Below are 26,522 nucleotides of genomic sequence, written 5' to 3' on the forward strand. Positions count from 1 at the left end.
CATCGATTATGCCGGAGTCTCAACCGGCACACAGGCGCGCGACAACCGCCCGTGCGGCTGAATCGACCAGTCGCCAAGCATGCTCGAACTCCTGCTTGCCCCCCGTGTAGGGATCGGGAACGGCGCCGCCGGCTTCCACGCCCGACCAGTCCATCAGCAGCGCGACCTTGTGGCGGGCACCGGCGGGAGCGCGTGCAAGCACATCGCGCAGGTTCTGCGGGTCCGCGCACAGCAGCCAGTCGAATTCCACATAGTCACTGTCCCGTAGCTGGCGTGCGCGCTGGCCGGAGATGTCGACGCCGTGCCCGCGCGCGCAGGCAATGGCGCGCGGATCGGGTGGCTGGCCTGCATGCCAGTGCCCGGTGCCGGCCGAATCCACCTGCACGCGGCCTGCCAGATGCGAGGCCGCGACGCGTGCCGTCAATGCGCCTTCGGCCAGCGGCGAACGGCAGATGTTGCCCAGGCAGACCATCAGCAGCTTCAAGTGCGACCCAGGGCGAGGTGGCGCTCGGCGCGCTCGAGGTCTTCGGGGGTATCGACGCCCGGCGGAAAGGGTTCGGGCGTCAGCGCCACCGCAATGCGGAAACCTGCTTCCAGCACGCGCAATTGTTCCAGCGATTCGACCTGCTCCAGCACCCCGGGCGGCAGGCTGGCGAACTGGCGCAGGAATCCGGCACGGTAGGCGTAGATGCCTATGTGCCGCAGCCACTGGCCTGGCGGCAGCGTGTCACGGTCGCGTGCAAAACCATCACGATGCCAGGGGATCGGCGCACGGCTGAAATACAGCGCATCACCCCAGCCCGGTTGCGGCGCGGTGCGGACCAGCTTGACCGCGTTGGGGTCGAACAGGGTTGCCGCATCGGTAACCTCGGTGGCCAGGGTCGCCATGTGCGCGCCGCTGTCGGCCAAAGCCTGGGCCACGGCGCGGATGCCGGCGGCGGGCGCGAACGGCTCGTCACCCTGCAGGTTCACCACCAGCGTGTCGTCGTCCCAGCCTGCGATATCCGCGCATTCGGCCAGGCGATCGCTGCCGGAAGCGTGGTCCGCCGAGGTCATCGCCACGCGCACGGCGGTTCCGCGCAGGGCGTCGGCGATGCGCGCATCGTCCGCGGCCACCCATACCTCGCGCGCGCCAGCGGCCAGCGCCCGCCGGGCGACGTGCACGACCAATGGCTCGCCACCCAGCAGCCGAAGCGGCTTGCCAGGCAGACGCGAGGCCGCGTAACGGGCGGGGATGGCGACGAAGAAATCAAGGCTCATGGACTTTTCTCCTCCCGCCGGGGCAGCTTTTCCAGCAGCGCCACCCAGAAAGCCTCGGGCAGCTCCGCGACCACCGGCACGCTGTAATGCCATTCATTGGCGAAGGCGCGGCACTTGACCGCATCCTTTTCCGTCATCAGCACCGGCAGCTCGCTGCCGAATTCCAGGTCGCGCGCCACGTAACGATGGTGATCGGGGAAAGCATGCGGCACCACGCCCATGCCGAACCCGCGCAGCATCTCGAAAAAGCGCTGCGGGTTGCCGATACCGGCCACCGCCTGCACGCGATGGCCGCCGAACGAGGCCAGCAGGCGGCTGCGCCCGCCACGCAGGGGCATGGCGCTGTCGGCACGCAGCAGCATCGGCCATTCGCCGAAACTGGCCTCGCCACCGTTGACGACACGGAAATCACAGGCCGCGCCGCGCTCGGCCGGCTCGCGCAGCGGCCCGGCCGGCAGCAGCATGCCGTTGCCATAGCGCCGGCGGCCGTCGATGACCTCGATTTCGATGTCGCGACGCAGCCGGTAATGCTGCAGGCCGTCATCGCAAACCACCACGTCGCAGCCAGCGGCGATGAGTTCGCGAGCAGCGGCGGCGCGGTCGCGGTCAACGCGAACGCGTGCACGGGTACGGCGCGCGATCAAGACGGGTTCGTCGCCGCCCTCCAGCGGCGCGGTATCGGCCTCCACCCAGGCGGGCGTACCTTCGTCGCGACGTCCATGGCCGCGGCTGGCCACGCCGGGACGCCAGCCCAGTTGTTGCAGGCGCTGTACCAGCGCAATGGTGAGCGGCGTCTTGCCGGTACCGCCGACCGAAACGTTGCCAACCACGATGACCGGTACGCCGACTTTGCGGCTGCGCAGCACGCCCGCGCGGAACAACCGGCGACGCAGCCCGGTTACCCCGCCATACAGCGCGGCCAGAGCGCGTGCATGCCACGGAGGCGCAACGTCGCCGTACCAATACGCGGGCGTGGTGTCCTGCGACTTGCTCACTCGGCCTCGCGGAACTGCATGCCATGCAGGTGTGCATACACGCCCTGGCGCGCCAGCAGTTCGTCGTGGGTGCCCTGCTCCACCAGCTTGCCGTGGTCCAGCACCAGCACCTGGTCGGCATGTTCGATCGTGGACAGGCGATGGGCAATGACCAGGGTAGTGCGGTCAGGCATCAGCTTCTGCAGCGCGTTCTGCACCAGGCGCTCGGATTCGTTGTCCAGCGCGGCGGTGGCCTCGTCCAGGATCAGCAGCGGCGCATCGCGCAGGATCGCGCGCGCGATGGCCAGGCGCTGGCGCTGGCCGCCGGACAGCAGCGCGCCGTTCTCGCCGATGGAACTGTCCATCTGCGCGGGGAAGCGCTCGATGAATTCCCACGCATTGGCCGCCTCGGCCGCAGCGCGTAGGCGTGCCGGATCAGCTTCCGCGCCATAGGCGATGTTGGTGCCGATACTGTCGTCGAAAAGCATCACTTTCTGCCCGACCAGTGCGATCTGGCGGCGCAGGTCGGCCAGCCGGTAATCGTCCAGCGGCACGCCATCCAGGGTGATCAGCCCCGAAGTGGGCTGGTAGAAGCGCGGCACCAGGCGCACCAGGCTGGTCTTGCCGCTGCCGGAGCGGCCAACGATGGCGGTGACGGTGCCGGGACGCGCGGTGAAGCTGATGTCGCTCAGCACCATGCGTTCATGGCCGGGATAGCGCAGGCTGACCCGGTCGAACACCAGTTCGCCGCGCGCCCGGCCGATGGAGACCTGGCCAGTATCCCGCTCTTCCGGCGCGTCGAGGATGCCGAACAGGCGCTCGGCGGCCGCGACGCCGCGCGAGATCTGCGTCTGCACGCTGGTGATGCGGCGCAGCGAAGGGATGATCGCCATCATCGAGGTCATCAGGGTCATGAACTGACCGGCGTTGAGTCGCCCCTGCAGCGCCTCACGGGTCGCTACCCACACGATCGCGGCCAGGGCGAAGGCCGCCAGGAACTGGATCACGCCCGAGGCCATGGCGCGGGTGGTCTCGACCTTCATGTTGAGGCCGAGGATGCGGTTGGCCAGGGCCGCATAGCGCGCGGTTTCCAGCGCCTGCGCGCCATGCACTTTGACGTCCTGCTGGGCGCCAAGCGACTGCTCGGCACTCTGGGCCATCTTGCCCATGCCGTCCTGGATGCCGCCGCTGATGCGCCGGTAGCGCTTGCCCACATAGGAAACGATGACGCCGATGAAGGGCGCGATGATCACCAGCGCCAGGGTCACCTTGACGCTCATCTGCAGCATCAGCACGACCATGGCGATGATGGTCAGGCCATCGGCCACCAGTGTCTTCAGCGCATCGGCGCTGGCCTGGGTGACCTGTTCGGTATCGAAGTTGAGCCGGCTGACCATCACCGGGGTCGACTCGGCATCGAAATGGCTGGACGGCAGGCGCAGGTACTTGGCAAGCACCTGTTCGCGCAGGTCGCGCACCACGCTGCGTCCGGTCCGGGCCATGCCGTAATCGGAGACGAAGGTGGCCAGGCTGCGGGTGATGAACAGGCCGACGATCGCCAGCGGCAGCAGCACGGCCATCCGCGGCTCGGGATTCACGAAGCCGCGATTGACCAGCGGATCCATCAGGCGGATGAAGCCATAGCCGGCGATCGCTTCCACCACCATGCCGGTCACCGCCGCGGCCAGGAACCAGCGATACCGGGCGGTATAGGCCAGCAGGCGCTTGTAGATCGGCCACACCGGCGGCTGTGCCTGCTTCATTTTGCCGGCTCGGGCGCGGTGGCGATGGATATGCGGCGGAACCCCAGCTGCCCCAGCGCATCCAGTGCCGTGACCACGGCCTGGTGCGGGGTACGCGCATCGGCGCGCAACATCACCGGACGCGCCCGGTCGCTGCCGCCGGCCACGTTCAAGGCCTGTTTCAGCGCGTCGATATCGGTGCGCAGCAGTTCCTGGTCGCCGACGAAGTAGTGCCCTTCGGCATTGATCAGCACGCTCAACGATTTGGTCTGGTCGCCCGCCGGCTCGCCCGTGGCGCTGGGCAACTGCAGCTGCAGGGTGGAACGCGCATCGAAGGTGGTGGTGATCACGAAGAAGATGATCAGCACCAGGATCACGTCGATCAACGGAACCAGGTTGATCTCGGGCTCGTCATGGGCACGGTCGTCGCGGATGCGCATGCGGCGGTCAGCCCTGCACGGCGGTCGCGGTCGCGTTGTCCTGGGCAGTGCGCGCTCGCGCCGCCACCACGGCCTTCGCTTCCAGCGAATCGAGCAGCGCGGTGGCCTGCTGCTCCATCTCGATCACATAGCCGGTCACCCGCCCGCGGAAATAGCGGTGGAACATGAGTGCCGGGATGGCCACGATCATGCCGGTCGCCGTGCATACCAGCGCCTTGCCGATGCCGCCAGCCAGCTGGTTCACATCGCCCACGCCGTGGTCGAGGATGCCGAGGAACATCTGGATCATGCCCACCACCGTGCCCAGCAGTCCCAGCAAGGGACCTGCGGCGGCGATGGTGCCCAGGCTGTTCAGGAATTTCTCCATCCTGTGCACCAGGTGGCGGCCGGTGTCCTCGATACGCTCGCGGACCTGGTCGCGGGGGCGGTTGCGCGTGTCCAGCGCGGCAGCCAGCAGCGCGCCCAGCGGCGAATTGCGGCGCAGCGATTCGATGTGGGCCGGGTCCAGCTGGCCGCGCGCGGCCCAGCTGCGGACTTCCTCGCCCAGGTTGGGGGGAAGCACTTCCTTGCGGCGCAGGGTCCAGAACCGTTCGACCACGATGGCCAGGGCAACTACCGCCAGCAGCAGCAGGGGAATCATGGGCCAACCACCGGCCTTGACCAATTCCAGCACTTTCAGTCCTCCGGCACCTGTGGCCGTCTGTTCGCAGGCCGATAGGATAGCGCAGCCACCTGGCGCCGCCCCACCGCGTCCCACAGCCGGGCCCGGGCGCGACGCCGTTCACGCACCTGCAGCCCGTCCTGGCCCAGCCACAGGCGGATGGCGCCGCTTTCAGCCGTATTGAGGACTTCCGCACCGTGCCCTTGCCAACGGGCCACCACATCGGGCCTGGGATGGCCGAAGCGGTTGCCAAACCCGGCCGAAACCAGCACCAGCCGCGCGCCCGTTGCGGTGACGAAGGCCGGATCGGAAGAACCGCCACTGCCATGGTGGGCGGCCAGCACGACCTGGGCACGCAGGTCGGGGGAAGCACGCCGCACCAGCTCGCGTTCGATGACTTCACCAATGTCACCGGTCAGCAGCGCCACGCCATGCGCGCTTTCTATGCGCAGCACGCAGCTGGCTTCGTTGCCGAGGTAGGGGAAATGCGCGGTGGGATGCAGGAAGCGGAAGCGCACGCCATCCCAGGTCCAGCTCTGGCCGGCTACGCAAGCGGCGTCGGCTAGAACTGGCGAGCCTTGCGGAGCCAGCGAGCCGCGCGAGGGGATCGCCGCGATCACCGAGGCGAACCCACCGGCGTGGTCATTGTCGCCATGGCTGATCACCACCCGGTCCAGCGCCGCCACGCCCAGTGCGCGCAATGTCGGCACGACCGCGCGCTCGCCGGCATCGAAGCCATCGGGCACGGCGGGGCCGGTGTCGTACAACAGGTTGTGATGTTCAGTCCGCACCAGTACCGAAAGCCCCTGGCCCACATCCACCACCAGGAGTTCGACTTCCCCCTGTTTCGGGGACTCCAGATCAGGCCAGAGCAGTGGCAGCGAGAGCAGCGCGGCCAGCGACTTGCCCGGCACCCCGCGCGGCAACAGCAACCAGAAGGCGCCCAGCATGGCCAACGGCAGGGCATACCAGGCCGGCTCGGGCAACCACCACAATGCGAACCGGCTTTGCGCCATTGCGACGAACATCGGCCAAGTGAGATCGAAACACCACGCGGCGGCACGCCATGCCCAGCCGCCCGCGCCGGCATGCATGACCTCCATCGCCGTGCCGATGAGGGAAAGGGGAACCACCACCAGGCTCCACCACGGAATGGCCACCAGGTTGATCAGCGGCCCCACCGCCGAGGCCTGCCCGAACAGGGCCACGGTCAGCGGCAACAGGCCCAGGGTGGCGGCTCCCTGTGCGGAAAGGAAGCCCTTCGCCCAATGCTGGGATTGCGGCAGGCACCAGGCCAGCACGGCAACGCCAGCGAAGCTCAGCCAGAACCCGGCGGCAAGCAGCGACAGCGGATCGAAAAGCACCAGCGCGATGATGGCCAGGCCAAGCGAATCAACCACGCGCACGGGTCGTCGGGACAGGCGTGCGACCACCACGACCGCGATCATCAGGACGGTCCGCACGGTGGGCAGCGCGAAGCCTGCCAGCGCTGCATAGCCGCAGGCCCCCGCCAGACCTGCCATGCCGGCGACCTGCGGGCGCGGAACGCGCTGCATCCAGCCAGGAGCCCATCGCCACAGGCCGGCGGCACACAGTGCGAAGAACCCGGCGACCATGCCGACATGGAATCCGGAAATGGCGATGAGGTGGGTAACGCCTGCAGCGCGCAGGATTTCCCAGTCCTGGTCGTCGAGCCCACGGGTGTCGCCCAGCGCCAACGCACGCACGTAACGCGAGGAGGGGGACGCAATGGCAGCCTGGATCCGCGCGGACAGGGCTTCACGCCAGGCATTGATGCCAGCCGGTGTCGACAGCGCGCGCGCCCTGCCCGGCTCACGTATGTAACCGGTGGCGGCGATGCGTTGCGAAAGCGCATGGCGCTCGCTGTCGAAGCCGCCGGGGTTGCTCAATCCACGTGGGGCGCGCACCTGCACCACCAGCTTCCAGCGCGCGCCCGCCTTCAGGCCTGTGCGCGGGCCGGGTGCCAGCGCATCGAAATCGTCGTACCAGGAAAGCTGGAGGGTCCTGCCGCGGAGTGGCCCGGGCATCGCCTCGCGGTCATCGACCTTGAACCGGAACCGTGTGCGCCGAAGCTCGGCCTGGGGCAGGTCGACGATGCGACCTTCGATGGCCACGTCGCGCTTTTCCCAATGCGGCGGCAACTGCGAAGACAGTATGTATGTCGCCTGCAGCCCGGCCCAGCCAAAGCCTGCCAACAACGGGCCCAGCCAGCGAAGTCGCCCGCCCCGCCACCAACACCCCGCACCGACCAAGACCAGGACTGCCAACGGCGGCCACCACGGCAGGCCGGGCAGCAGCAGACAGGTGATCGCGCCGGCCAGCAGCGACAGTGCACAGCGGGCGCTCAATGCGCCATCGGCAGTTCGGGCAGTTCCGTTGCCTGGATACATGGGTGGCGGCAGTCGTGATGGAGTCAGCGTTCAGGGTGCGCGTCGTGCCTCACCACCACCATCAGTCAACCCCGCCCTGGCGGGTAGGAAAACGCGCCGCCCGTCCTTCTATGCTCTGTCGACTCAAACGTCGGCGATAGCCAGTTCGCGCAGGCGCCCCTCATGCAGTTCCAGCACCCGGTCCAGCTTGCGGGCCAGGCGGCGGTCGTGGGTCACCAGCACCAGGCTGGTCTGCTGGGCGCGGTTGAGTTCCAGCATCAACTCGAACACCGTAGCCGCGGTGCGCTCGTCAAGGTTGCCGGTCGGTTCGTCGCCCAAGACGCAGGCAGGCTGGTTGACCAGTGCGCGCGCTACCGCGGCACGCTGGCGTTCGCCGCCGGACAGTTCACCGGGCTTGTGCTCGATGCGGTGGCCCAACCCCACCTTCTCCAGCAATGCCTTTGCGCGCTGCGCTGCAATCTTGACGTCCACGCCCCCCAGCATCACCGGCATCATGACGTTCTCCAGCGCGGTGAACTCGGGCAGCAGGTGGTGGAACTGGTAGACGAAGCCCAAGGCGCGATTGCGCAGCTGGCCGCGGGCTGAATTGGAAAGCGAGGACATTTTCTGGCCCGTCACATACACCTCGCCCGCCGTCGGTGTATCCAGGCCACCCAGCAGGTGCAGCAACGTGCTCTTGCCGGCGCCGGAGGCCCCGACAATCGCCACGGTTTCGCCGGCCGCCACCACCAGTTCCAGCCCGTCGAACACCGGGGTGCGCATCTTGCCCTCGGCATAGGTCTTGGCAAGCTTTTCGGCACGAATGACGTCGCCGCCGGCATTGGCGCCCACTGCAGCCGCTATTGGTGAGTCACTCATAACGCAAGGCCTCCGCCGGGTCGGTACGCGCCGCGCGCCAGGCCGGGTACAGCGTGGCCAGGAAGCTCATGGTCAAGGCAATCAGGGCGATCACTGCCACGTCGCTGCCCTGCAGGTCATACGGCAGGCCGGTGATGTAGTAGACGTCGGGAGGCAGCAGGGTGATGTTGAACACCGACTCGATGAAGCCGAGGATCGATTCAAGGTTGATGGTCAGCAAGACGCCGCCTGCCACGCCCAGCAAGGTGCCGATGATGCCGATCAGCGAACCCTGGACCATGAACACCTGCATCACCCCGCGCGGGGTCAGGCCCAGTGTGCGCAGGATGGCGATGTCGGCCTGCTTGTCGGTGACCAGCATCACCTGCGAGGACACCAGGTTGAATGCACCCATGGCGATGATCAGCGACAGCAGGATGCCCATCACCGTCTTCTCCATCTTCAGCGAGCTGTAGAGGTTGGCGTTCTCGCTGGTCCAGTCGCTGATGCGGTACGGGCCGTGCAGATTTTCGGCCAGGTCACGCGCTACGTTCCACGACTGGTCCATGTCATGCAGTTTCAGGCGCACGCCGGTCACCCCATCACCCATCTTCAGGACACGCTGCAGGTCGGACATGTTGACCACGGCCAGGCCCTTGTCGATCTCGTTGTAGCCGGCCTCGAAGATGCCGCTGACCTTGAAGCGCTTGATGCTGGGCATGGCGCCCATGGGAGTGCTGCGTTCATCCGCCAGCATGACAACGACGCTGTCGCCGACGCCGACGCCCAGCCACAACGCGAGTTCCTGGCCGAGCACGACGTTGAAGGAACCCGGCGCGAGCGAATCAAGGCTGCCGCGCTTCATCTTGTCAGCCAGCACCGAGACCTTCTTTTCTTCGGCCGGGATGACACCGCGCACGATCGCCGGCTGGTTGCGCGCCCCCTTCAACAGCGCCTGGCTGTCGACGTAGGGGGCCGCGCCCGCAACCCGTTTGTCCTGGATTGCAACGGCAACCGCGTGCGGCCAATCCTGCATCGCATCGCCAGCGGCGCTGACCGTGGCGTGGGCGGTCATCTGCAGCATGCGGTCGCGGATCTCGCGCTGGAATCCGCCCATCACCGACAGCGTGGTGATCAGCACGGTCACGCCCAGGGCAATGCCCAGGATCGAGGCCATGGAGATGAAGGATATGAAGCCGTTGCGGCGCTTGGCCCGCAGGTAGCGCAAGCCGATGGAGACGGGTATGGGTTTGAACATAGTCGCCTATGGTGCCATTGCCAGCGCGTGCCGCGAAGCTTGCAGGCTGCCAGCGGCCAGACGGAGTTCACGTCGACGGCCGGCCGGCAGCGTGTCGGGCCACCAGCACAGGCGCACGCGCCTGCCGTCCCTGCCCTTCCACGAGACGAAGGCAAGGGGTCCACGCCACTGCACGTCAACCGCTTCCACGGGCATGCCATCCACCATTGCGGGGAGTTCGGTGCCGGGAAACATCAGCGAACGGGCCGGTGAACGCCACTCATGCCGTGCCAGCTGTGCGGCGTGCAGTATTACCGCGATGCTCAGCATCCAGGCCGGGGCCCGGGGCAGGTCCGAGGCCATTATCGAAAACGTGGCGAGCAGGCCCAACAACAGCAAGGTGCCTACCAGCCAGCGAGAAGGTCGCCACTCAAGGCGGCAGCTGACGGATCCGCTGGATGAGTGATGCGAGTGCGGCATCGGGACAATCCTCGTAGCCCATGAACCAGCGCCAGAGCTTATCGTCCTCGCAATCGAGCAGGCGTAGGAAAACCCCGCGCTCTTCCCCGGAGGCATTCGCCCATTCCCTGTCCACGTAGCGTCCGAACAGCTGGTCCAGCTCGCGCATCCCGCGGCGGCAGCGCCAGCGGATGCGCTTGAGTTCGACTTCCCCGGTACCGTTCATGGCGCCCCGACCCCCGCGATGCCGGTAGCGCCCACTTCGGCCCGTCGCTTGTAGAAGCGCAGGATGGTTCCCGCCGCGTCGGCCACCAGAACCCGTCCCCAAGCGTCGGCATACCAGTTGAAATGGGTACTGACCCGGTAGGTGACGTGGATGTCGAGGCGCGTTCCGGTTGCCACGGGAGTCAATCGATAGGAGGTGTCGACCAGGTCGAAATACTTGCCTCCGATGACTACGTGCTCGTCCAGCGCGTCGGGGGGGATGGCCCCGGCTGGAAACGAGTAGGACCAGCGTATGAAGCGGTTTTCCTGCCAGTCCAGGATGGGTTCGTCGAAACGCACGCCCTTCTCCCAACTGAGTTTCCTGACCCTACCCTGCTCGGTTTCAGTGGTGCGCGCGGAGATTGGATAAGGCAACCCCATACGGTACGCGAGACCTTCGCGCATCTCGGCCGGGCGGATATCTTCGGCACGGTTGATCAGCTTCCAAACCGCCTCGGGGGAGGCGGCGATCATGATCGTGGCATCAGCGGCCTGCAACGCCTGCGGCAATGGCTGGTCGCGCTCCCACGATCCGGCCAGCAGGGGCAGCAGCAGCAACGAACCGAGCACCGAGGAAGATGGGCGGTAGAACCTGGACACCAGCCACATCACCAGGCCTCCGAGCGAAGCCAATGCAAGGAACAGAGGCAGTGCCATGGCGATGCAGATGCTGCCCTCGATGAGCAATACGGCGGCACCGCCGACGAACATGAGGATCGAGACCCAAGGTGCAATGATGGCGTAGCCCACGCTGCGCTGGCGCCCGCCGGAGAAGTGCACCGTCAGCGCACCCACCAATGGCGGCACCAGACACAGGAACGACCACAGCATCGCCTGGCTGGCGGTATTGCTGATTTCAGCCGAGCCGAAAAACGGCAGGCCGAAGGCGAGCCGCATCAGCAAGCCATAGCCAGCGCCTGCCGCAAAGACATAACGCTTCTTCATCCCGCTGCCAAACGAGGCTGGCGGTGGACCGCCTGCCCTCGCCCGGTCGGGAGCTGGTGGCGCCTGCATCAGCCGCGGCGGGCCAGCATCAGCTTCTTGATTTCCGCGATCGCCAGCGCCGGATTCAATCCCTTCGGGCAGGTACGCGCGCAGTTCATGATGGTGTGGCAGCGGTACAGGCGGAACGGGTCTTCCAGGTCATCCAGGCGCGCGCCGGTGTTCTCGTCGCGGGAATCGACGATCCAGCGGTAGGCCTGCAGCAGGATGGCCGGCCCAAGGTAGCGTTCGCCGTTCCACCAGTAGCTGGGGCATGAGGTCGAACAGCACGCACACAGGATGCATTCGTAGAGGCCGTCGAGCTGCTTGCGGTCTTCCGGCGACTGCAGGCGCTCGCGGTCTGGCGGCGGCGCGGACTGGGTCTGCATCCACGGCTTGATCGAGGCGTACTGCGCATAGAAATGGGTGAGGTCCGGGACCAGGTCCTTGACCACTTCCATGTGCGGCAACGGGTAGATCGGCACCTCGTTTTTCTTGCAGTCGCTGATCGCGCGCGTGCAGGCCAGCGTGTTGGTGCCGTCGATGTTCATTGCGCAGGAGCCGCAGATGCCTTCGCGGCAGGACCGGCGGAAGGTCAGCGTGGGGTCGATCTCGTTCTTGATCTTGATCAGCGCGTCCAGCACCATCGGCCCGCATGAATCCAGGTCGACCTCGTAGGTGTCGGTGCGCGGGTTCTGGTCGTCGTCCGGGCTCCAGCGGTAGACCTTGAAGGTGCGCGGGTTCTTTGCACCCTGGGCGGGGAAATGCCTGCCCTTGGTGACGCGTGAGTTCTTCGGGAGCGAAAATTCAGCCATGTCTCAGATCCGTGAATAGCGAACGGCAAATAGGAAAGTGTGGGAACCGGAATGCGAACGGAAGCGGGCCTGGCCGCTCCAGCAGTTCCCTATTCTCGATTCACTATTCACTGCTTAGTAAACGCGTGGCTTCGGCGGCACCACGTCCACGTCCTTGCTCAACGTGTACATGTGCACCGGTCGGAAATCGAAACTGCACTGGCCCTTCTCGTCTACGTTGACCAGCGTGTGCTTCTGCCAGTTGACGTCGTCGCGGTCGGGGAAGTCCTCGTGCGCATGCGCGCCGCGGCTTTCGTGGCGCTGTTCCGCGGAATTGATGGTGGCCACCGCGTTGAGCAGCAGGTTGTGCAGCTCGTAGGTTTCCAGCAGGTCGGAGTTCCACACCAGCGAACGGTCCGAGACCTTGACGTCTTCGAACGAGTTGAAGATGTCGGCCATCTTGTCGCAGCCTTCCTTCAGCGTCTTGGAGGTGCGGAACACCGCCGCGTCGCTCTGCATGGTGGCCTGCATGTTGTCGCGGATCACCGCCGTCGGCGTATCGCCGCTGGCATTGCGCAGCTTGTCCAGGTGCGACAGCGCCTTGTCGCAGACATCATCGGCCAGCCTGCTGTGCGGGCCGCCGATCTTGATGGTCTCGGCACAACGGTTGGCCACCGCGCGCCCGAACACCACCAGGTCCAGCAGCGAGTTCGAACCCAGGCGGTTGGCGCCATGCACCGACACGCAGGCCGCTTCGCCAATGGCGTAGAGCCCGGGCACCACCGCATCGGGGTTGTCGCCGACCTTGCGCACCACTTCACCGTGGTAGTTGGTCGGGATGCCGCCCATGTTGTAGTGCACGGTGGGGATGACCGGAATCGGCTGGGTGGCAACGTCAACCCCGGCGAAGATGCGCGCGCTCTCGGCAATGCCGGGCAGCTTCTCGTGGATGACTTCCGGCCCGAGGTGGGTCAGGTCGAGCAGGATGTGGTCCTTCTTTTCGCCCACGCCGCGGCCCTCGCGGATCTCGATGGTCATCGACCGCGACACCACGTCGCGCGACGCCAGATCCTTGTAGTGCGGCGCATAGCGCTCCATGAAGCGCTCGCCGTTGCTGTTGCGCAGGATGCCGCCTTCGCCGCGCACGCCCTCGGTGATCAGGCAGCCGGCGCCATAGATGCCGGTGGGATGGAACTGCACGAACTCCATGTCCTGCATCGGCAGGCCGGCGCGCAGCGCAAGGCCACCGCCATCGCCGGTGCAGGTATGGGCGGAAGTCGCGCTGAAATAGGCACGGCCATAGCCGCCGGTGGCCAGCACCACGCCCTGGGCGCGGAACAGGTGCAACGATCCCTCGGCCATGTCGAGGGCCAGTACGCCCTTGCACGCGCCTTCCTCGTCGAAGATCAGGTCCAGGGCGAAGTACTCGATCATGAAACGCGCGTCGTGCTTCAGCGACTGCTGGTACAGCGTGTGCAGCATGGCGTGGCCGGTGCGGTCGGCCGCGGCGCAGGTGCGCTGGGCGGGCGGGCCTTCGCCGTACTTGGTGGTCATGCCACCGAAGGGGCGCTGGTAGATCTTGCCTTCCTCGGTACGGCTGAAAGGCACGCCGTAATGTTCCAGTTCGACAATCGCCGGGATCGCCTCGCGGCACATGTACTCGATCGCGTCCTGGTCGCCCAGCCAGTCCGAGCCCTTGATGGTGTCGTAGAAGTGGTAGCGCCAGTCGTCCTCGCCCATGTTGCCGAGGGCAGCCGATATGCCACCCTGGGCGGCGACGGTATGCGAACGCGTCGGGAACACCTTGGTCAGGCACACCGTCTGCAATCCTTTGGCGGCGAGGCCGAAGGTGGCGCGCAAGCCGGCGCCGCCGGCGCCGACCACGACCATGTCGTACTTGTGTTCGGTGATCTTGTAAGCCGAAGTCATGTTCAATTTCCCAACGCGATGAGGACCACGGCAAAAGCGCTGGCCAGCGCGCCGAGAATGCAGACGAAACGGACCACTACCTGGAAAAACAGCGCCACGCCGTGGCTGTGCACGTAGTCCTCGATGATCACCTGCATGCCGAGCTGGGCGTGCCAGAACATCGCGACCAGGAAGGCGATCAGCAAGGTCGCATTCCAGGGCTTGGCCACGGCGTCGCTGGCGGTCAGGTAATCGGCCTGCATCAGGTCGATGACGAAGTACAGGAACCAGCAGGCCAGCACGACCAGCGCAATGGCGGTCAGGCGCTGGACGATGAAATGGTGCGTGCCCTCCTTCGCCGAGCCCAGGCCGCGCACGTCTTTCAACGGGGTACGGTAACGATGGCTCACAGCCAGCCTCCACGCGCGGCGACCGCGCTCCAGATGACGCCGGTCAGCACCAGGCTGCCGATTACCGACAGCCAGCCGTTACGGATGAAAGCGGGAATGCTGAAACCGAACCCTGCGTCCTGCGCCAGGTGGCGTATGCCATTGAGCAGGTGGTAGGCGAAGGCCCAGGTCCACCCGAACAGCACTGCCAGGCCCAGCCATGAGCCGGCCAGCCGGCGCACGCAGTCCCAGGCTTCCGGGCCGGTGGCCATGGCCAGCATTGCCGCTGCGATGAGCAGCGCGCCGACGGTGAGGATGATTCCGGTAGCCCGATGGATGATCGAAGTCATCATCTGGATCTGCCAGCGGTACACCTGCAGGTGTGGTGAAAGCGGACGTTGTCTGGTCGCCATTCGCTGGGCTCGTTATCTCGGCTGGGCGGTCTTCCGTGGGACCGCGTTGGCTGGGCAGGCGTTGTTCGATGACCTGTGGGTCAGAAATCGATGCAGCGTCCGTTTTTTTCCCAATCCCCATAACGCGTCGGCTCGGGACCGTCGCGACCACCGATCTCTTTCGGTGCCACTGCTTCCGGCTCCACAGATTCCCTCGCAGGCTGCTGTGTTCCGGGTACAGGATCGGGAATGGAAGGGGTTTGGCCTATCATGCTGTTCTCGCAATCCGCAAATTTTAGTCCTCCCCCCCTTGCCTGACAACCTGCCAGCCACTTCGTCGCCCTTTCTTCCCCTGTCCGACCATGCCCTGGTCGCACTGGATGGGCCCGACGCAATTGCGTTTGCACAGGCGCAATTCGCCAATGACGTCAGCGGCCTGGCCGATCTCCACTGGCAATGGAACACGTGGCTTACGCCAAAAGGGCGGGTTATCGCGGTGTTTGCGTTGCTCAGGCTGGCGGCCGACAGGATCCTGCTGGTGCTGCCGGATACTGCCGCGGCGGAGCTGGCCACGGAGTTGCAGCGCTACGTGTTTCGACGAAAGTTGAAGATCACCGCGCGCGCGGACCTGCAGGTCGGCGGGGCGTTCGTGAAGTCCGGTAGGGCCGGAAATGCGCGAATCGGGATGAGTGGCGACACCATTGAGCTGGATTATGGCGATGAGGCAGTGGCCCGTACCCTTGTGATAGTGCAGTCGCCACTGCTTGCCTTAGATGCCGGCTTCGAACGGCGCTGGTTTGCCTCCGATCTCCAGGCAGGCCTGCCGCGCCTGCCTGCGCAACAGCGCGAGCAATGGACGCCGCAGCAGCTCTCGCTGGACCGCCTGCAGGCCTTCAGTGTGAAGAAAGGCTGCTATCCGGGCCAGGAAATCGTTGCCCGCACCCATTTCCTGGGCAAGGCCAAGCGCGGTATCGCGCTGTTCGAAGCCGACGCGTCGGTTGAAGCAGGCATGGACGTGGGTGATGGTGAACGCACGGTCGGCAGCATCATCAGCGTGGTCCAGGACCAGACGACGCTGGCCCTGGCGGTCCTGCCACTGGATCGTTCCGCGGCACCCCTGCACGCGGGCGCCGCCGTCCTTCGCGGAATTCCTTTGCGGGATGGCCTGGTGCGCTGAGACGCCTTGCGCGTGCGTTCGGGCGACTCCAGTGCCACGTTCCGATGGAACGAATCAGTCGCGACTTATCCCGCTGACGCCTTTTCGGTACCGCGGGCTCACGCTCCCAGCGTCCTGATCAGCCAGGTCGAATAGCCGTCGACGAACCGCTGCAGGAATTTCTGCGTGCGTTCGTTGTCGATGCGCCCCTCCCCGTCGATCAGGCCTTCCTGGTACTGCACCGTGACCTCGGGTTGCGGCATGGCCAGCACATCCAGCCCGACCAGCACGTTGCGCAAATGCTGCTGCGCCAGCGCCGTGCCACGCGCACCTGGCGAAGTTCCTATGACCGCAGCCGGCTTGCCCCCGAAGGAGTTGCTGCCTGAAGGTCTTGAACCCACATCGATCGCGTTCTTGAGCACGCCCGGTATGGAACGATTGTATTCGGGAGTGACGAAGAGCAACGCGTCCGCTGCTTCGACCTGCTGCTTGAAATGGAGGCCTGGCGCCGGGAAGTCGCCGTCGAAATCCTGGTTATAGAGCGGCAGTCCGGAAATTTCGACCCGCTGCAGCGCGAAGCGGTCGGCAAACATGCCGCTGACCGCCAGCGCCAGCTTCTTGTTGATCGACTCCTTGCGCAGGCTGCCGACGATCACCGCGATCCTGATCTGACTCATGCATTTCTCCTAGTGGGCAATCGCTTGCGCGCAGTCGATATTAGCCACGAATGTGCAGGGATGCCGTGCAGGCAGCGAAGATCAGGCCAGGCGCCCGGCCGCCTGCACGATATCCGCCTCGCCCGGCAGGACCAGCAGGGCAGCCCCGGCAAGCGGCGTGTAGGTATCAACCCCCACGACACGCTGGAACGGCCGGCCGCCGAAGCCGGCTTCGGCGATGGCGGTGATGACGCCCTCGCCCACGCCGGCCGAATGACGGCCTTCATCGACGATCAGGATGCGCCTGGCCGAGCGGGCCTGTTCGGCGATGTACTGCTCATTCAAAGGCACCAGCCAGCGCAGGTCGACCACCCGCACCTTCCAGCCATGCACGGCTTCGATGTCGCGGCCGGCACGCAGGCTCATCGGCACGCCGTTGCCGTAGGTGAAGATCACCAGGTCATCGGCTTCCGGGCTGTAGACGCGGCCTTCGCCCAGGACCATCGCCTGCTCCGGTGGCGGATAGGTGGTCAGCCAGCCTCCATCCCCGGCTTCGTACAGATCCTTGGTCATGTACAGGGCAATGGGCTCCAGGAAGATGCTGACCCGTCCATCCACCTTGGCCAGTGCGGCAAGCGTGCGCAGCATGGTGGCGGCATCGTCGCCCCGCGAAGGACAACCGACCACCAGGCCGGGAATATCGCGAAGCGCGGTGATCGAATTGTCGTTGTGGAAATGACCACCGAATCCGCGCTGGTAGCCCAGTCCGGCCATGCGCACCACCATGGGATTGCGGTACTGGTCGTTCGAAAAGAACTGCAGCGATGCCGCCTCGCCGCGGAGCTGGTCGCAGGCGTTATGGAAATAGGCCAGGTACTGGATTTCGGGAACCGGCAGCATGCCGAGGTTGGCATAGCCCTGGGCCAGGCCAAGGATTATGGTCTCGTCAAGCAGGGTATTGAACACGCGGCTGTTCTTGAACGCCTTGTGCAGGCCCTTGGTCACCGTGTACACGCCGCCCTTCTGGGCGACGTCCTCGCCGAACAGCAGGGCTTCGGGATATTTGCAGAACAGGTCATGCAGCGCGTTGTTGATCTGGATCGCCAGATGCCGCGGCGGCTGCGCTTCAGGCAGTTTCTCAGCGCTGCCGAAAACCTGCAGGCGCTTGTCTTCGTTGCCGATGCGCGTGGCTTCGGCCATGACTTTTTCCGGCGAGTACGGCGCCAGCGGGGCGATCACGTCGTCCAGACTGGTCAACTTGGGCGTCCTGTCGGCGGCATCGGCGGCGGCGAAGCACTTGACGCGGATCTGTTCGTACAGCGCCAGCAGGCTGTCCTTCGAATACAGTCCCGATTCCAGCGCGATGGCCGCCGAACGCAGCAAGGGATCGCCCGCCTCCACTGCCACCAGCTCTTCGATGGGGCGCCATTCGATTTCGAAATCGGTACCCGCGTGGCCCATGATGCGCGTGGTGCGCAGATGCAGGAAAGTAGGACGGCGGCTGCGTCGGCAGTGTTCCACCGCCGCCTGCACCTGCCCATAGCCGGTCGCCAGATCCAGGCCGTCGGCGTAAAAGTAGTCCAGGTCTTCGCGCCTGGAGAAATTGCGCTCGATCCAGCCTCCCGGCGTCTTCACCGAGATGCCGATCCCGTTGTCCTCGCACACGAACAGCACCGGCGCCGGCAGCTTCTGATAGCTGGTCCAGGCCGCGGCGTTGAATGCGGTCTGCGCGGTGGCGTGGTTGCTGGAGGCATCGCCGAAGGAGCAGATGACGATGCTGTCCTCGGGAATGGGCGAAGCATGGCCGATGCGCCTGGCCTGTTCGATCGCCACCGCCGTGCCCAGCGCCTTGGGCAGGTGGGAAGCAATGGTGGAAGTCTGCGGCAGCACCCACAACGGTTTGGAACCCCAGACCTTGTGGCGGCCACCCGACGCGGGATCTTCGGAACTTGCGGCAAACGAAAGCGCCGAATCCATGATCGGGTCACGCGGTTTGCCATCTGTGCCAGGCAGCTTGCGGAAGCGTTCGGCCATGAACGCACCGCTGCGGTAATGCAGGAACGCCGGATCGGTATGCCGGGTCAGGCGCGCGACCATGGCGTTGCCTTCATGGCCGGAACTGCCGATGGTGTAGAAGACCTTGTTCTGCACGCGCAGCACGCGCGCCATCAGGTCCAGGTGGCGCGAGATCAGCTGCGATTCCAGCAGCTCGACGAAGGAGTGTGCATCCAGCGCACTGCCCTCGATCACTGCCTCGCCCGGTGCCGGCCTGGCCACTGTCCTGCCATTCCATTCGCGCACGAACTCGATGAAATTCTGGTCGCAGATCTCTGCGCGGTTGAGTCCCTTCATGCGGGCGGGAATGGGTGGTGTTGCAGCAGATGACATTCGTTCTTTTCCGTTAGCTGGAGTGCGGGTCGGTGACGGGATGCAACTGCTTGGCAACAGCACTGGCTGGCGAGCCGCGCATGGGCACGAAGCCGGGTTGCGCGGCCACCCGCCGCAACCAGTCGAGGACGCGCGGATAGCGGTCCAGTTCAAACCCGCCCTCATCGGCGACATGGGTGTAGGCGAACAAGGCAATGTCGGCAATCGTGTAGCAGTGGCCGCCGAACCAGGACAACCGGCCCAGGTGCCTCTCCATCGCCGCCAGCGCCTCCTCTCCGAAAGGCTTCAACACGGCCAATTGCTGCTGGCGGGGATGGTCGGCCGGCAGGAACCGCATGACGAAGCGCGATACCGCGATGTAGGGTTCGTGGCTGTACTGCTCGAAGAACATCCACTGCAAGGTCTTGGCCTGGGCCCATGGATCGGATGGCAGCAGTTCGGAACCCTGGGCCAGGTAGTGCAGGATCGCGTTGGATTCGGCCATGATCCGGCCGTCCTCGAGTTGCAGCACCGGCACCTTGCCGCGATCGTTCAAGGCCAGGAATTCCGGCGACAGGTTCTCGCCCCGGGTGATGTCGATTTCCTGCCAGTCGTAGGCTCGGCCCAGCTGTGCCATCAGCAGCTGCAGCTTGTAGCAATTGCCCGACCACGACATGCCATGCAGGGTAATCATGTTGGTGCTCCGCTCGCGCGCCCGGCGCGCCATTCTTCCCGGGTCTGTCCCCACACCTCGACCGGTTTTGCATCAAGCGGGGCCGGCAACCAGTCCATGCGCAGGAACCGCGACCCCAGTTTCGCCGCGACCGCCTTGGAATTCGCGTTGTCCTCGGCGATGGTATGGATCACCTCGCTCCAGCCAAGCGCGTCGAACGCCCAGTCAGTGGCAGCGCGCGCGCCTTCCGGCGCGAAGCCCTTGCCCCAGTGTTCGCGGACGATGCTCCAGCCCACTTCGGTGCCGGGCCAGCCTTCGGGCTGCCAGGGACCCAGCCTGCCTACCCATTGGCCACTGGCCTTTTCTATCACCGAGAAGAACGCAAACCCCTGCAGGTGCCACACCCCGACCATGGCGGCAAAACTGCGCCAGGCGACTGGGCGCGGCTGCACCCCGCCGATATGCCGGGCGGCCTGCTCGTCGGCGATGAACGCCGCCCACGGTTCGAAATCCTGCGCCTGCGGCGGGCGCAGGAGCAGGCGTTCGGTTTCCAGCTTCAGATCGAAGATGCTCATGACACCCGCCCTGTCCTGCCTCGGGCAGGACGCACGAATCAGAACGCGTTGATGCCGGTCAGCTCGCGCCCGATGACCAACTGGTGCACGGTCTCGGTACCCTCATAGGTGATCACCGATTCCAGGTTCAATGCGTGACGGATAGCGGCATGCTCTGTAGTAATGCCGGCGCCGCCGAGCAGGTCGCGACATTCGCGGGCGATGTCGATCGCCATGCGGCAGTTGTTCCACTTGGCCAGCGAGACCTGCGCAGGCTGCATGTTGCCGGCATCCTTCAGCCGGCCCAATTGCAGCGAGAGCAACTGCGCCAGGGTGATGCGGCGGGCCATCTCGGCCATCTTGATCTGCGCGCTCTGGGTGGCGGCGACAGGACGGTCGAACAGGATGCGTTCCTTGGTATAGGCCAGCACCTCGTCCAGGCAGGCAATGGCCGCGCCGATCGGGCCCCAGGTGATGCCATAACGGGCCTGGGTCAGGCAGCCCAGCGGACCCTTGAGGCCTTTCACGTTGGGCAGGCGGTTGGCTTCGGGCACGCGCACGTTGTCCAGGAACAGCGCCGAGGTCACCGAGGCCCGCAGGCTCATCTTCTTGTGGATTTCCTGGGCGGTGAAACCGGGGAAGTCCTTTTCGACCACGAAACCCTGGATGCCGTCCTCGGTCTGCACCCAGACGATGGCGATATCGGCCAGGTTGCCGTTGGTGATCCACATTTTCGAGCCATTGAGTACCCAATCGCCGCCATCGCGTTTGGCATTGGTCTTCATGGCACCCGGGTCCGAGCCGCCCTGCGGTTCGGTCAGGCCGAAGCAGCCGATGACCTTGCCTGCGGCCATGTCCGGCAGCCAGCGCATGCGCTGCTCCTCGCTGCCGTACGCGTAGATGGGGTACATGCACAGCGAGGATTGCACGCTGACGAAGCTGCGGATGCCCGAATCACCGCGCTCCAGCTCCTGGCAGATCAGGCCGTAACTGACTCCATTGAGACCGCCACCGCCGTATTCCTCAGGCAACGAGGAGCCCAGCAAGCCCAGGTCGGCGATCTCGGCGATCAACTCCCTCGGGAAGCGGCCTTCGGCGAATGCATCGCCAATGATCGGGCGCACGCGCTCGTCGGTGAAGCGGGCCACGGTGTCCTGGACTGCACGCTCCTCCTCTGTCAGCAGGGAACGGATGTCAAACAGGTCATAGGGATTGAGAGCCATGCGCGGAAGCCGATTCAGGACAGTCCTACATTGTATTCGCGGCCGGCTTGGCGCCGTAACCCCCGGCCGCGGCCGGAAACGACAAGGCCGGCATCCGCCGGCCCTGTCCAAACCCAGGCTTGCAACCGCTTTCAACCCTGGCTGTTGCCCTCGAGGGCCGCAGTCTGGGTCACGACCTTGCCATCGACGATCGGCAGGCGCTCACCCGGCTTGTCATCCATGCGCACGGTCTTCTCCTGGCCTTCAAAGCGGTAGGTCACGTCATAGCCGACCACCTTGTCCGTATTGCCCATGGCAATGCGCGACCCGGGCTTGCTGTCCATCCGCATGGTGCCGGTGGTGCCATCGGCATTGCGATAGGTGACGTTGTAACCGGTCACGCGCGAGGACTGCGATGCGCTGTTCTCGGTATGGCACTGGCGCTCAGTGCGGGTCACGACCCGCCCACCGACATGGTTCTTGTCGACCTTGTTGCCGATCAGCCCGCCGACCACGGCGCCACCGGCAGTCGCGGCCTTGCGGCCATTGCCCTTGCCGACCTGGTTGCCGAGCAAGCCACCAATGAGGGCACCGGCGACGGTACCCCCGGTATTGCCATCGCGCTCCGGCAGGCGCTCCTGCACGGCAACGTCCTGGCAGACTTCATGTGGCGTATTGGTGGTGGTGGTTTCGCGCACGGCCTCGCTGCCGATGACGGTCGCGTATACCTTGTTCTTGTTGGTGATGGGATCGACCTTGACCACATCGGCATACTGCAGCGTGTTGGGCTGGATCTGGTTGTCCAGCGCCGCCGAATCGTCCAGCGCAGTGTCCATGCCAGCCACGGGCTGGCCCGTGGAAGCGCTGACGAATTCGGTGGGCTGTGCGCGATTATTCATGTAAGCGGCAGTCGCGATGCCGCCGAAGAGCAAGGCGCCAGTCGCGATCAGGATCGTGGTGGTATTGCTTTTCATGGTGCAGTCTCCAGGCGGGCGGCTCCCGCGTTATCGTTGTGTCAATTGCAGCACGGGATCACTGAATGGAACCCGGTCGGTACGGCTCAAAACCGCCTGCAGGATGAACCGGCGGGGTTGCCGCCGCCGTGCTAGCGTGTGCCCCGCACGCCCTTGAGACCGGACACATGGCCACCCCTTTCCTGCTACCTATATTGAATTGGGCCCGACGACTGCGGTATCCCACGCTGTTCAAGATTACCGCCGCCTTGTTCGCCATCACGCTGGTGGTACCCGACCCGATCCCGCTCGTCGATGAAATCCTGCTGGGACTCGGCGCCCTGCTGCTGGCCAATTGGAAGAACCGCAAGAACCCCCCCGTGGTGGATACCACTGAGCGACCCTATCAATAGGCGCGGCGTGCTGGTCGACAGCCACTGCCACCTGGATGCGCCGGAGTTCGACGTCGACCGGGAAGCCGTCATCAACCGCGCCCGGCTGGCCGGCGTGCTCCAGCAAGTAGTGCCCGCCATTGCTGCCGCGTATTGGCCGAAACTGCGTGAGCTATGCCGGCAGCATTCCGGCCTGTTCCCGGCATACGGCCTGCACCCCATGTTCCTGACGGAGCATGAACCGGATCACCTCGAGTTGCTGGGCGAATGGATAGCCGGCGAACGCCCCTTGGCGGTGGGCGAATGCGGCCTGGACTATTTCGTGGATGGGCTTGATCCGGACGTACAGCAGCTCTACTTCGACGGGCAACTGGCGCTGGCGCGTGATTTCGACCTGCCCGTGATCGTGCATGCGCGACACGCGGTGGATGCCGTGATCGCCGCGATCAAGCGCATTGGAAATTTGCGGGGGGTGGTACACAGCTTCTCGGGCAGCCCCGAGCAAGCGCGGCAGCTGTGGCGGCTTGGATTCCTGATCGGAATCGGTGGACCGGCAACCTATGATCGCGCCAACCGCCTGCGCCGACTGGTGGCAGACATGCCGCTGGAATACCTGCTGCTCGAAACGGATGCACCGGACCAGCCCGATGCCGGCATTCGCGGTCAGCGCAATGAACCGGCGCGTTTGTCCGCCATCTGCCATGCAGTCGCAGAGTTGCGCGGCCAGGCGGCTGAAGAAATAGCCTTGGCAACTACGGCCAATGCACGCGCCCTGTTCAAGCTCCCCACGCCCGCCAGCGCCGACGCCCTGGCGTGATCAGGCGGCGTTAGTCTTGGCCTTGGCCTTGAGCAGAATTTCAAGCGCCTTGCCCACCATTGCAAACGCGAACGCACCGGTGACATGGGTCGCCGCGCCCAATCCGGCACCGCAGTCCAGTTTCAATGCCGCATCCGCGCCCATTTGCGGACGGACACCGCGGACACTGCCATCGGCTTGCGGGTACCTGACGTTTTCCAGCGAATACACCGCCTGCACGCCGAAGTAGCGATCCGGGTTCTTCGGAAAATTGAACTCGGCACGCAATTTCTTGCGGACCAGGGCGAGCAGCGCATCGTGCTCGGTGCGTGAAAGGTCCCGCAAGCGCAACTGCGTGGGATCGGTGCGCCCACCCGCCGAGCCCGAGACTATTACAGGCAGCTTGCGCCGCCTGCACCAGGCGATCAGCTCCACCTTGGTGCGGAAACTGTCGCAGGCATCCAGCACCAGGTCGAACCCCTGCTCCAGGACGCCCTCAAGGTTGGAAGCGGTCAGGAAAACCGGCACGACCTCGACTTCGACCAGGGGATTGATCGCGCGGCATCGATCTGCCATTGCCTCGCACTTGTTGCGGCCGTATTGCCCATCGAGCGCCGGCAATTGCCGGTTGGTGTTGGAGATGCAGATGTCATCGGCGTCTATCAAGGTGAGGTGGCCGATGCCCGAACGCACCAGCGCCTCGACCACCCAGGAACCCACGCCACCCATGCCGACCACTGCAACGCGGCTGGCCGCATAGGTTTCAACCGCGCCCTGCCCGTACAGTCGGTCGATGCCGGCAAAGCGGTCGCGCAATTCTTTCTTCATTGGCGCATTGTAGACGTGGCGGAAGCGCTGACACGCGTCGTACTATTCCAACGCCCACCTCCCAGGATCAATCCCGCATGGCCAGCCAGCCCACGAAATCGTCCAATGCATCGCGGTACCTTTTCCTGTTCCTCATAGGTCTGGTCATCGGAATAATCGGGGTGGTGATGGTGCTGCGCGCAATCGAGGGCCGCAAGACCTGGCAGGACCATTTCCCGGAAGCCAGCATGCGGGTGATGGATGCCCATGTCGCGGAGCTGCGTGCAAGCGTCGCAGCCAACCGCTGCAGCGCGACCGATGTGCTGCCGCACCTGCAGACCCTGAGATACCTCGCCAATGATCCTGAACTCGCTTTCCCCGGACTCAAGGATGACGAGCGTTTCACCAGGCACGCCAGCGAATTGAGGGCCAGGCTGGACGGCGTGCTGGCGACGCCCCCGCTGGGCTGCGCCGGGGCAGAGGCAGCGCTCAAGCAGGTAGGAGAAGCGTGCAAGGCTTGTCACCAGGATTTCCGTGGCTGAATCGCCGCTGGCGTCGAAAACTGCAGGCCTTATCTTTACTGCCAGGATTGACGCGTCGTTCATGCAATGACGGACAGGATGTCGGCCAACAAGCACGACCGCGTGCTTTCGTCCGACATACAGCCACTGCCTGTCTAAGGCTCAAGGAGAACCGCATGAAGATCCGTTTGCTTGCCATCGGCGCCGTAGCCGCAGTCACATTGGCCGGTTGCGCCACCACGTCTCCGGGTTACGGCAGTTCGTCTGCTTCGTATCCCTCATCCAGTTCCTCGGCACGCTGCTATGACTGCGGCGTTGTCACGCGTATCGATACTGTCGGCGGCAGCCGGACCGCGCCCTCCAAGACCGGCGCGGTGCTCGGTGGAATCGTCGGCGCGGTCGCCGGCCACGAAATCGCCGACAAGACCGGCGGCAGCAAGGGCAACCAGAACCTCGCCGCCGTTGCGGGCGCGGTAGGCGGCGCGGTTGCGGGCAATGCAATCCAGAACCGCACGACCGGCAACAGCTATGACGTCCATGTGCGCATGGACGACGGCCGCACGGTAGTCATCAACCAGCACGACCTGGGTGGAATTCGCGAAAATACCTATGTCCGCGTGGTCAACGGCCGGGTCGTCATTCGCTGAGGACAGGCCGCTCCACCAGGCGCGAGAATGAAAAACCCGGCCGTAGCCGGGTTTTTCTTGTTCGACAGCAGGTTCGACGGGATCGTCGCCTGGGTCTGGCTTATGTCAAAGGGCTTCCACCGCGTCAGCCTGCAGGCCTTTCTGGCCTTGCACGACGGTGAAACTGACCTTCTGACCTTCCTTGAGGCTCTTGAAACCCTGGCTCTGGATGGCGCGGAAATGTACGAATACATCCTCCCCATTCTCGCGGCTGATGAAGCCGAAGCCCTTGGCGTCGTTGAACCATTTGACGGTACCGTTTTCGCGATCTGCCATTTTGCTAACTCCTTGGAACGGATAGTGGATACGCCTGTGTTCCGGCGGCTGGTTGCAAGGAGGAAGCGTGTAACGTTGTAGCCGAACGGGGTTCGGCTGCATCAGGCCACGATTCACAGTGACCTTGGCAAGCGCAGCAGCTGAACAGTAACTCGCAAAAATCCAAAATGCAATAAATTGGCGGACCCGGTTTTTGTTCGCAACATATTGATATAAAAGGGGAAAACATTGGAACTACAGGCACTGTATTACCTGCTCGCGGGTATTCTGATCGTGGTCGGCGTGGTCGGGGTGATCCTGCCCGCCCTGCCCGGCCTGCCCCTGGTCTTTGCCGGCATGCTGCTGGCGGCATGGGCGGGTGGTTTCCAGCAGGTCGGCTGGGTGCCTCTGGTGATACTTGGATTGCTGACCGCAGTGTCGGTAGGCGTGGATTTTTTCGCCACCATGGTCGGCGCCAGGCGCGTGGGCGCCAGCAGGAAGGCGCTGGTCGGCGCCGTCATTGGTACCTTCGCCGGACTGTTCTTTGGACCGATCGGCCTGTTCGCCGGGCCGTTCGTAGGGGCGCTGCTGGGCGAGCTCTGGCATGGCAGGGAAATTGGACAGGCGGCGAAGGTGGGGCTTGGGACCTGGCTAGGCATCCTGCTTGGCACCGTGCTCAAGCTGGGCCTGGCCTTTGCCATGCTGGGTCTGTTCGCATTCGCCTGGCTGGTCTGACCCCGCCGGCTTCACCCGGC

At 65.0% G+C, this 26,522-nt stretch carries 30 protein-coding genes; 6 read left to right on the plus strand and 24 right to left on the minus strand.

The genetic code is table 11. From position 1 onward, the window contains the following. Nucleotides 1-19: 19 nt before the first annotated feature. The 16 genes from DT603_RS06915 to sdhC form a co-directional block, all read right to left on the minus strand. Complete coding sequence (locus DT603_RS06915) at nt 20-484, minus strand: low molecular weight protein-tyrosine-phosphatase (protein ID WP_162349147.1); 465 nt, start codon at nt 482-484, stop codon at nt 20-22. Continuing rightward, on the minus strand, nt 481-1,260 hold the full coding sequence (gene kdsB / locus DT603_RS06920) for a 3-deoxy-manno-octulosonate cytidylyltransferase (protein ID WP_162349148.1): 780 nt from the start codon (nt 1,258-1,260) through the stop codon (nt 481-483). Before kdsB ends, DT603_RS06915 begins: the two co-directional genes overlap by 4 nt. Continuing rightward, nucleotides 1,257-2,255, minus strand: coding sequence for a tetraacyldisaccharide 4'-kinase (gene lpxK / locus DT603_RS06925; protein WP_162349149.1), 999 nt, complete (start codon nt 2,253-2,255; stop codon nt 1,257-1,259). The genes kdsB and lpxK overlap by 4 nt, the downstream gene beginning before the upstream one ends. Continuing rightward, the gene (gene msbA, locus DT603_RS06930; RefSeq protein ID WP_162349150.1) at nt 2,252-3,997 is read right to left on the minus strand and encodes a lipid A export permease/ATP-binding protein MsbA; all 1,746 of its coding nucleotides are present in this window, start codon (nt 3,995-3,997) and stop codon (nt 2,252-2,254) included. Before msbA ends, lpxK begins: the two co-directional genes overlap by 4 nt. Then, the gene (locus DT603_RS06935; RefSeq protein WP_162349151.1) at nt 3,994-4,416 is read right to left on the minus strand and encodes an ExbD/TolR family protein; all 423 of its coding nucleotides are present in this window, start codon (nt 4,414-4,416) and stop codon (nt 3,994-3,996) included. The genes msbA and DT603_RS06935 overlap by 4 nt, the downstream gene beginning before the upstream one ends. A 7-nt stretch (nt 4,417-4,423) precedes the next feature. Continuing rightward, nucleotides 4,424-5,089, minus strand: coding sequence for a MotA/TolQ/ExbB proton channel family protein (locus DT603_RS06940; protein WP_162349152.1), 666 nt, complete (start codon nt 5,087-5,089; stop codon nt 4,424-4,426). Nucleotides 5,090-5,091: 2 nt separating this feature from the next. Continuing rightward, on the minus strand, nt 5,092-7,446 hold the full coding sequence (locus tag DT603_RS06945; RefSeq protein WP_425500941.1) for a DNA internalization-related competence protein ComEC/Rec2: 2,355 nt from the start codon (nt 7,444-7,446) through the stop codon (nt 5,092-5,094). Nucleotides 7,447-7,611: 165 nt separating this feature from the next. Then, a complete protein-coding gene (gene lolD / locus DT603_RS06950) occupies nt 7,612-8,346 on the minus strand; it encodes a lipoprotein-releasing ABC transporter ATP-binding protein LolD (RefSeq protein WP_162349154.1) in 735 nt (244 codons plus the stop codon). Continuing rightward, complete coding sequence (locus DT603_RS06955; protein ID WP_162349155.1) at nt 8,339-9,583, minus strand: lipoprotein-releasing ABC transporter permease subunit; 1,245 nt, start codon at nt 9,581-9,583, stop codon at nt 8,339-8,341. The genes lolD and DT603_RS06955 overlap by 8 nt, the downstream gene beginning before the upstream one ends. A 6-nt stretch (nt 9,584-9,589) precedes the next feature. Next, nucleotides 9,590-9,955, minus strand: coding sequence for a hypothetical protein (locus tag DT603_RS06960; protein ID WP_425500942.1), 366 nt, complete (start codon nt 9,953-9,955; stop codon nt 9,590-9,592). 37 nt (nt 9,956-9,992) lie between these two features. Beyond that, entirely contained in the window at nt 9,993-10,247 is a 255-nt protein-coding gene (locus DT603_RS06965) for an FAD assembly factor SdhE (RefSeq protein WP_162349157.1), read from the minus strand. Beyond that, nucleotides 10,244-11,230, minus strand: a complete 987-nt coding sequence (locus tag DT603_RS06970) for an SRPBCC family protein (RefSeq protein WP_211368343.1) — start codon at nt 11,228-11,230, stop codon at nt 10,244-10,246. The genes DT603_RS06965 and DT603_RS06970 overlap by 4 nt, the downstream gene beginning before the upstream one ends. Nucleotides 11,231-11,298: 68 nt before the next feature. Further along, nucleotides 11,299-12,081, minus strand: coding sequence for a succinate dehydrogenase iron-sulfur subunit (locus DT603_RS06975; protein ID WP_162349158.1), 783 nt, complete (start codon nt 12,079-12,081; stop codon nt 11,299-11,301). Between the two features lie 114 nt (nt 12,082-12,195). After that, complete coding sequence (gene sdhA / locus DT603_RS06980) at nt 12,196-13,989, minus strand: succinate dehydrogenase flavoprotein subunit (protein ID WP_162349159.1); 1,794 nt, start codon at nt 13,987-13,989, stop codon at nt 12,196-12,198. 2 nt (nt 13,990-13,991) lie between these two features. Continuing rightward, nucleotides 13,992-14,378 (minus strand): succinate dehydrogenase, hydrophobic membrane anchor protein, encoded by a 387-nt coding sequence (gene sdhD, locus DT603_RS06985; RefSeq protein ID WP_343037730.1) that lies wholly within the window; start codon nt 14,376-14,378, stop codon nt 13,992-13,994. Further along, nucleotides 14,375-14,770 carry a succinate dehydrogenase, cytochrome b556 subunit gene (gene sdhC / locus DT603_RS06990; protein WP_162349160.1) on the minus strand — a complete coding sequence of 132 codons (396 nt, stop codon included), beginning with the start codon at nt 14,768-14,770 and terminating at the stop codon, nt 14,375-14,377. The genes sdhD and sdhC overlap by 4 nt, the downstream gene beginning before the upstream one ends. 289 nt (nt 14,771-15,059) lie before the next feature. Here sdhC and ygfZ point away from each other — a divergent pair, with 289 nt between their 5' ends. Beyond that, on the plus strand, nt 15,060-15,926 hold the full coding sequence (gene ygfZ / locus DT603_RS16290) for a CAF17-like 4Fe-4S cluster assembly/insertion protein YgfZ (RefSeq protein WP_162349162.1): 867 nt from the start codon (nt 15,060-15,062) through the stop codon (nt 15,924-15,926). A gap of 98 nt (nt 15,927-16,024) precedes the next feature. Here ygfZ and DT603_RS07005 read toward each other — a convergent pair whose 3' ends face one another. The 6 genes from DT603_RS07005 to DT603_RS07030 form a co-directional block, all read right to left on the minus strand. Beyond that, entirely contained in the window at nt 16,025-16,582 is a 558-nt protein-coding gene (locus DT603_RS07005; RefSeq protein ID WP_162349163.1) for an NADPH-dependent FMN reductase, read from the minus strand. A gap of 81 nt (nt 16,583-16,663) precedes the next feature. Then, the gene (locus DT603_RS07010; RefSeq protein ID WP_162349164.1) at nt 16,664-18,949 is read right to left on the minus strand and encodes a thiamine pyrophosphate-dependent enzyme; all 2,286 of its coding nucleotides are present in this window, start codon (nt 18,947-18,949) and stop codon (nt 16,664-16,666) included. Nucleotides 18,950-18,962: 13 nt separating this feature from the next. Next, nucleotides 18,963-19,622, minus strand: coding sequence for a glutathione S-transferase family protein (locus tag DT603_RS07015; protein ID WP_162349165.1), 660 nt, complete (start codon nt 19,620-19,622; stop codon nt 18,963-18,965). Continuing rightward, nucleotides 19,619-20,176, minus strand: a complete 558-nt coding sequence (locus tag DT603_RS07020; protein WP_162349166.1) for a GNAT family N-acetyltransferase — start codon at nt 20,174-20,176, stop codon at nt 19,619-19,621. Before DT603_RS07020 ends, DT603_RS07015 begins: the two co-directional genes overlap by 4 nt. A 38-nt stretch (nt 20,177-20,214) precedes the next feature. Continuing rightward, nucleotides 20,215-21,378 carry an acyl-CoA dehydrogenase family protein gene (locus DT603_RS07025; RefSeq protein ID WP_162349167.1) on the minus strand — a complete coding sequence of 388 codons (1,164 nt, stop codon included), beginning with the start codon at nt 21,376-21,378 and terminating at the stop codon, nt 20,215-20,217. 131 nt (nt 21,379-21,509) lie between these two features. Then, complete coding sequence (locus DT603_RS07030; RefSeq protein ID WP_162349168.1) at nt 21,510-22,331, minus strand: glycine zipper 2TM domain-containing protein; 822 nt, start codon at nt 22,329-22,331, stop codon at nt 21,510-21,512. Between the two features lie 167 nt (nt 22,332-22,498). On the opposite strand from DT603_RS07030, the gene DT603_RS07035 reads away from it, so the two are divergent. Both DT603_RS07035 and DT603_RS07040 read left to right on the plus strand, forming a co-directional pair. Further along, entirely contained in the window at nt 22,499-22,723 is a 225-nt protein-coding gene (locus DT603_RS07035) for a DUF6116 family protein (RefSeq protein WP_162349169.1), read from the plus strand. A gap of 7 nt (nt 22,724-22,730) precedes the next feature. Continuing rightward, nucleotides 22,731-23,519, plus strand: a complete 789-nt coding sequence (locus tag DT603_RS07040; protein WP_343037731.1) for a TatD family hydrolase — start codon at nt 22,731-22,733, stop codon at nt 23,517-23,519. Here DT603_RS07040 and DT603_RS07045 read toward each other — a convergent pair whose 3' ends face one another. Next, the gene (locus tag DT603_RS07045; protein ID WP_162349171.1) at nt 23,520-24,326 is read right to left on the minus strand and encodes a tRNA threonylcarbamoyladenosine dehydratase; all 807 of its coding nucleotides are present in this window, start codon (nt 24,324-24,326) and stop codon (nt 23,520-23,522) included. A gap of 77 nt (nt 24,327-24,403) precedes the next feature. Between DT603_RS07045 and DT603_RS07050 the strand changes: the two genes are divergently transcribed. Then, the gene (locus DT603_RS07050) at nt 24,404-24,847 is read left to right on the plus strand and encodes a cytochrome c (protein ID WP_162349172.1); all 444 of its coding nucleotides are present in this window, start codon (nt 24,404-24,406) and stop codon (nt 24,845-24,847) included. 155 nt (nt 24,848-25,002) lie between these two features. Beyond that, nucleotides 25,003-25,473: a glycine zipper 2TM domain-containing protein gene (locus tag DT603_RS07055; protein ID WP_162349173.1), complete on the plus strand. Its 471-nt coding sequence runs from the start codon at nt 25,003-25,005 to the stop codon at nt 25,471-25,473. 105 nt (nt 25,474-25,578) lie between these two features. Here the strand turns inward: DT603_RS07055 and DT603_RS07060 are convergent, their stop codons facing one another. Continuing rightward, nucleotides 25,579-25,788 carry a cold-shock protein gene (locus tag DT603_RS07060; protein ID WP_093280354.1) on the minus strand — a complete coding sequence of 70 codons (210 nt, stop codon included), beginning with the start codon at nt 25,786-25,788 and terminating at the stop codon, nt 25,579-25,581. A gap of 228 nt (nt 25,789-26,016) precedes the next feature. Between DT603_RS07060 and DT603_RS07065 the strand changes: the two genes are divergently transcribed. Further along, the gene (locus DT603_RS07065) at nt 26,017-26,502 is read left to right on the plus strand and encodes a DUF456 domain-containing protein (protein WP_162349174.1); all 486 of its coding nucleotides are present in this window, start codon (nt 26,017-26,019) and stop codon (nt 26,500-26,502) included. Nucleotides 26,503-26,522 lie beyond the last annotated feature (20 nt).

This window comes from Pseudoxanthomonas gei (genome assembly GCF_010119615.1).
Classification (GTDB): Bacteria; Pseudomonadota; Gammaproteobacteria; order Xanthomonadales; family Xanthomonadaceae; genus Pseudoxanthomonas_A; species Pseudoxanthomonas_A gei.

Coding starts and splice junctions, on each gene's coding strand:
- sdhC (WP_162349160.1), bottom strand. CDS start 14,770: ATGGCGACCAGACAACGTCCGCTTTCACCACACCTGCAGGTGTACCGC.
- sdhA (WP_162349159.1), bottom strand. CDS start 13,989: ATGACTTCGGCTTACAAGATCACCGAACACAAGTACGACATGGTCGTG.
- DT603_RS07045 (WP_162349171.1), bottom strand. CDS start 24,326: ATGAAGAAAGAATTGCGCGACCGCTTTGCCGGCATCGACCGACTGTAC.
- DT603_RS07055 (WP_162349173.1), top strand. CDS start 25,003: ATGAAGATCCGTTTGCTTGCCATCGGCGCCGTAGCCGCAGTCACATTG.
- DT603_RS06955 (WP_162349155.1), bottom strand. CDS start 9,583: ATGTTCAAACCCATACCCGTCTCCATCGGCTTGCGCTACCTGCGGGCC.
- DT603_RS07005 (WP_162349163.1), bottom strand. CDS start 16,582: ATGAGTCAGATCAGGATCGCGGTGATCGTCGGCAGCCTGCGCAAGGAG.
- lolD (WP_162349154.1), bottom strand. CDS start 8,346: ATGAGTGACTCACCAATAGCGGCTGCAGTGGGCGCCAATGCCGGCGGC.
- msbA (WP_162349150.1), bottom strand. CDS start 3,997: ATGAAGCAGGCACAGCCGCCGGTGTGGCCGATCTACAAGCGCCTGCTG.
- DT603_RS07025 (WP_162349167.1), bottom strand. CDS start 21,378: ATGGCTCTCAATCCCTATGACCTGTTTGACATCCGTTCCCTGCTGACA.
- DT603_RS07010 (WP_162349164.1), bottom strand. CDS start 18,949: ATGTCATCTGCTGCAACACCACCCATTCCCGCCCGCATGAAGGGACTC.
- DT603_RS07020 (WP_162349166.1), bottom strand. CDS start 20,176: ATGAGCATCTTCGATCTGAAGCTGGAAACCGAACGCCTGCTCCTGCGC.
- DT603_RS07060 (WP_093280354.1), bottom strand. CDS start 25,788: ATGGCAGATCGCGAAAACGGTACCGTCAAATGGTTCAACGACGCCAAG.
- DT603_RS06965 (WP_162349157.1), bottom strand. CDS start 10,247: ATGAACGGTACCGGGGAAGTCGAACTCAAGCGCATCCGCTGGCGCTGC.
- DT603_RS07030 (WP_162349168.1), bottom strand. CDS start 22,331: ATGAAAAGCAATACCACCACGATCCTGATCGCGACTGGCGCCTTGCTC.
- DT603_RS06970 (WP_211368343.1), bottom strand. CDS start 11,230: ATGAAGAAGCGTTATGTCTTTGCGGCAGGCGCTGGCTATGGCTTGCTG.
- DT603_RS07015 (WP_162349165.1), bottom strand. CDS start 19,622: ATGATTACCCTGCATGGCATGTCGTGGTCGGGCAATTGCTACAAGCTG.
- DT603_RS07035 (WP_162349169.1), top strand. CDS start 22,499: ATGGCCACCCCTTTCCTGCTACCTATATTGAATTGGGCCCGACGACTG.
- DT603_RS06975 (WP_162349158.1), bottom strand. CDS start 12,081: ATGGCTGAATTTTCGCTCCCGAAGAACTCACGCGTCACCAAGGGCAGG.
- DT603_RS07050 (WP_162349172.1), top strand. CDS start 24,404: ATGGCCAGCCAGCCCACGAAATCGTCCAATGCATCGCGGTACCTTTTC.
- kdsB (WP_162349148.1), bottom strand. CDS start 1,260: ATGAGCCTTGATTTCTTCGTCGCCATCCCCGCCCGTTACGCGGCCTCG.
- DT603_RS06935 (WP_162349151.1), bottom strand. CDS start 4,416: ATGCGCATCCGCGACGACCGTGCCCATGACGAGCCCGAGATCAACCTG.